Below are 3647 nucleotides of genomic sequence, written 5' to 3' on the forward strand. Positions count from 1 at the left end.
AGCCACGCGGTGTACGCGCCGGGACTCACGCCCGTCCGGTCCGCGCGGCTAGCGGATGGGCCGCAGACCGATCATGGTGTGCGGTGCGGCGTAGAGGTAGCGGCCGTCGTTCTCGACGCCGAGGGCGCCGCCGCCGGTGAAGGCGTCGTGATCGGTGTTCACGGCCAGAAAGGGTATGTCCCAGATGGTTTCGCCGGTGCGTCGTTCGACGGCCCACAGTCCGGTGGCGTCGCGCAGGACGACGGTGTGGCCGTCGGATGCCTCGACGTCGCCGAAGCGGTCGGTCTCGATTCGCCAGAGTCGCTGCCCCGTGCGCAGATTCAGCGCCGTCAAGGTTCGTGCGGCGGCGTCGTGTCGCAGGACCACATCACCGACGACATAGACGGTGGTGGAGTCCGATTCGGGCGAGCCGGGCGCCAGGTCGGGGCTGGTCCAGCGCAGCGTGCCGTCGCGTCGGTCGTAGGCGCTGTCGGCCAACAGCACCGGCACGGTGTCGTCGGCGGGGCGTTCGAGCGTCGGGAGGCGGATGTCCGCGCCGACTTCGGTGACGATGGCGCGCCCGGTGCGGTCGAGGATGTCGACGGTCGTGTGCAGGCGATCGTCGCAGTCGGTGCGGGTGCGCACGACGAGCGCGCCGACGGTCGGGGTTGCGCGGCCGCATCCCAGCGGGGCGGTCCAGGTCTGCGCGCCGGTGTCGAGGTCGAAACCCGCGATGTCCGCGCCGATTTCGAGTGTGCCCTGTCCGTGCGCGACGTCGAGTACGTCGGCCACGTCGTCCCAGCCGGTGCCCATGGCGAACGCGCGGGTCCAGTAGGCGTCCGGGTCGGCGAGGGTTCCCGCGTGTACTCGCACATCGTCGGATTCGACGTCGCCCTCCACGGTGTAGACGCGGTCGTCGACGGCGGCGAGTCCGAAGACGAGCCACGGGACCGGCGTGCGGGTGACCGTTCCGCTGTCGATGTCGAAACCGACCAGGGTGGAACGCTCGGCTGTGTAGCACACGAGTTGGCCGTGTACCGGAGCGCTCGCGCAGCCGACCAGGCCATCGGCGGGGACCTGCCAGCGCGTCGCGCCGGTCTCGGCGTCGATCCCGATCAGCGCGGGGTCGCGCAGATGCGTGTCGTCGGGAATGCCGATCATGCTCACCACCGTTCGGCCCGCGTCGACGAAACCCGCTGCATCCACGCCGTATTCGGAGCCGTTGACGGGATCTCGGAACTCCGCCGACGCGCGCCCGTAGCGTTCGGCGGCATCCACCGACCACGCGAGACCCGGTGCGGCATCGACGGTTCCGGTGATCTTACGGGTGCCGTCCTGCGGGTGCAGCAACACCGCGACGGCGCCCGCGCTGGTGACGACGGCGGCCACCGCGGCGAGTACCAGACCGCGAACTCCGGGCGGCAATGTCATCGCGACACCTCCAAGCCAGGCGCCAGCCCGATCGCCTCGAGCTGCGCGAAGGTCAGCAGCGCGGACCGGTCCTCCGCGCTGGAATCCACCGCCACCCTGGTGCCGGACCGATACGTCACCACGACTCCGCGCGTCGCAGGCGACCACCCGGGTGATTCTCGATTCTCGACCACCGTCCCGTCCGGCAACCGGCGCGTATCGACCACTTGCTTGTCCGACGACCCGGAAGGTTCCTCGGCTCCGACGGTGATCACGACCTCTAGCTGTGACGGCCCGGCCGCCCGTGTGACGCGGACCACCTGACACAGGCCGCCGTTGTCGAACTCGCCGGGCAGCAGTGCGCCGAGCGGACGATTCAAGGACAGATCGTCCAGCGGTATCGCCGCCAACACCTTGTTCAGCCGTTCCGCCTCGCCCTGGTCGATCGCGGGGGACTCCTCGTCCCGGATGCCCCGGATGTCGCAGGATTCGGGCGCGTCCGGCGTTCCGGCGGGCACCGGCGCGGTGACCCGCATACCCGGCGTGGTCGCGAGCGCGCGGAGTTCGTCGACCGACAGCGGCACGGCGCTCGCCGGGCGGGATCCGTCGGGGTTGTTGTCCGAGAAGACCGTCACGACAGTGCCGTCCGGCACATAGGCCTGGGCGCTGCGGGTGAGGGTCCGCACCCCGTTGGTCTCCGACCAGGTGTCCTGCGTGTCGACCGTGACGCCGTCATCGAGTAGGCGGCGTTCGTCGAGCGCGCCCGCGACGCAGGGCGGGACCGGTCGATCGGATCGTTGCACGTTGACCTGCAGCCGCCCCGTTCGATCCCCGCGCCGCACCGTGGCGTAGGCGCCGGTGAATCCGCTGAATTCCGGGTGGTCCGCCGGCGCGTCGACAATGGGCTGGAAGAGCAGCGATTCGCGGGCGGGCGCGAAATCGACCGCGACCCCGTCGGGCAGCGCGCCCCGCAGCGCCTCCGACATCGCGACCGCTTTGCGGCCGGAGAACCACGGATACCTCGGGTTGTCGTAGACGGGTGACCCGGCGGCGACGAACCCGAACGCGCTGTCCTCCGATGGCGGCTCCACGCTCGCGCAGCCCGGGATCGTCGTCGGGTATGTCACCGGCGGCGTGACGAACGAGTACGTCGGCGGCGCGGGCTCGACGGTGGTCGTCGCCGGTATCGGCGCGGTGGTCAACTCCGGTTCCGGTTCGTGCAGCAGCCCCCCGACGATGACGCCGCACGCCACGATCGCCACGCAGAGCAGGCCCTGCGTCCACGCGGTGACCGCACGTGACGGCGCGGCCGATCCGTTGCCCCTCTTCATCTCTCGCATCGAAGCCCTCTCCGGCGGACAGCCTACCGACAGCGGGCCCCGACGATTTCGAGGGCTCACGACTCGCGCGAGTCGACGTCGTCTTCAGGGCACGCGTTGTCGGCGGTGACCGATTCGGTTGTCGCGGGGGCGATTTCGGCAGCTGTCGTACCGTCCCCGTTCGATCGTGCTGCGCAGTGTACCCCCGCGCCACGCCGACGGACTTGCCCCCGGTTTCCTGGTCCCGTGATCTTCGTGCGATACCGACTGGACGTTTGCATTAATAGTCGAGTGAATTTCGTATTTCTTATGGTTGGCTACACGGGCCCGACATCGTATTCTTAGAGATGTTCTCGTAGTGTTGGGTAGGGAGGCCCGTGTGACAAATATTTTCGGCGGGGCAGGCGGCCGGTTCGTGGTGATCGCCGGCAATGGGTGTCGATATCCGTGAGGGCCGGTCGGAGAAGGGTCGGTCGCGTGAGCGGTGTTGCTCGGTGCGGCGGCCCGACGGGAATGTCTCGACTATAGCGATCGGCCGGTTCGATATGTGAACCGAGCCTTGCGCGGCGTTGACAGGGCCTCGGATTCGAGGCCCGGCCTGGTGGTTTCCGTCGGCGTACGTGCGAGCTGTCCGGTCCTGCGCACGTGCCTCTTTCGGCGAATCCAATTCTTCGGCTCTATCCGGCATGGCAAGGCGCCTGGCATCGGGCTGAATGTAATCGGCCTTCCGAAATTTTATTGCCACCGGTCGGTAGGCAATAGATATTTTTGCGGTAGCAGCGTCGCTGCGGCATTGGATCACGCATCTTCCTGTCACATCCATCTCCATTCGGAATGGGTGCGATCAGGCGTGCCGATCGCAGGCCCCGGTCGCGGGCCATAAAGCTCGCGGGCCCGGGCGAACGGGATTCGTCACATATCGAACGAGGAGTTCTCGAA

At 68.3% G+C, this 3647-nt stretch carries 2 protein-coding genes; both read right to left on the reverse strand.

All coding sequences use genetic code 11. The annotated features are described in order from the left end of the window. Nucleotides 1-48: 48 nt before the first annotated feature. Nucleotides 49-1410 carry an outer membrane protein assembly factor BamB family protein gene (locus IT779_RS24065; RefSeq protein ID WP_196151663.1) on the reverse strand — a complete coding sequence of 454 codons (1362 nt, stop codon included), beginning with the start codon at nucleotides 1408-1410 and terminating at the stop codon, nucleotides 49-51. Continuing rightward, a complete protein-coding gene (locus IT779_RS24070) occupies nucleotides 1407-2720 on the reverse strand; it encodes a hypothetical protein (RefSeq protein WP_196151664.1) in 1314 nt (437 codons plus the stop codon). Before IT779_RS24070 ends, IT779_RS24065 begins: the two co-directional genes overlap by 4 nt. Nucleotides 2721-3647 lie beyond the last annotated feature (927 nt).

Origin of the sequence: Nocardia bovistercoris (assembly GCF_015674855.1) — a bacterium.
Taxonomy (GTDB): domain Bacteria; phylum Actinomycetota; class Actinomycetes; order Mycobacteriales; family Mycobacteriaceae; genus Nocardia; species Nocardia bovistercoris.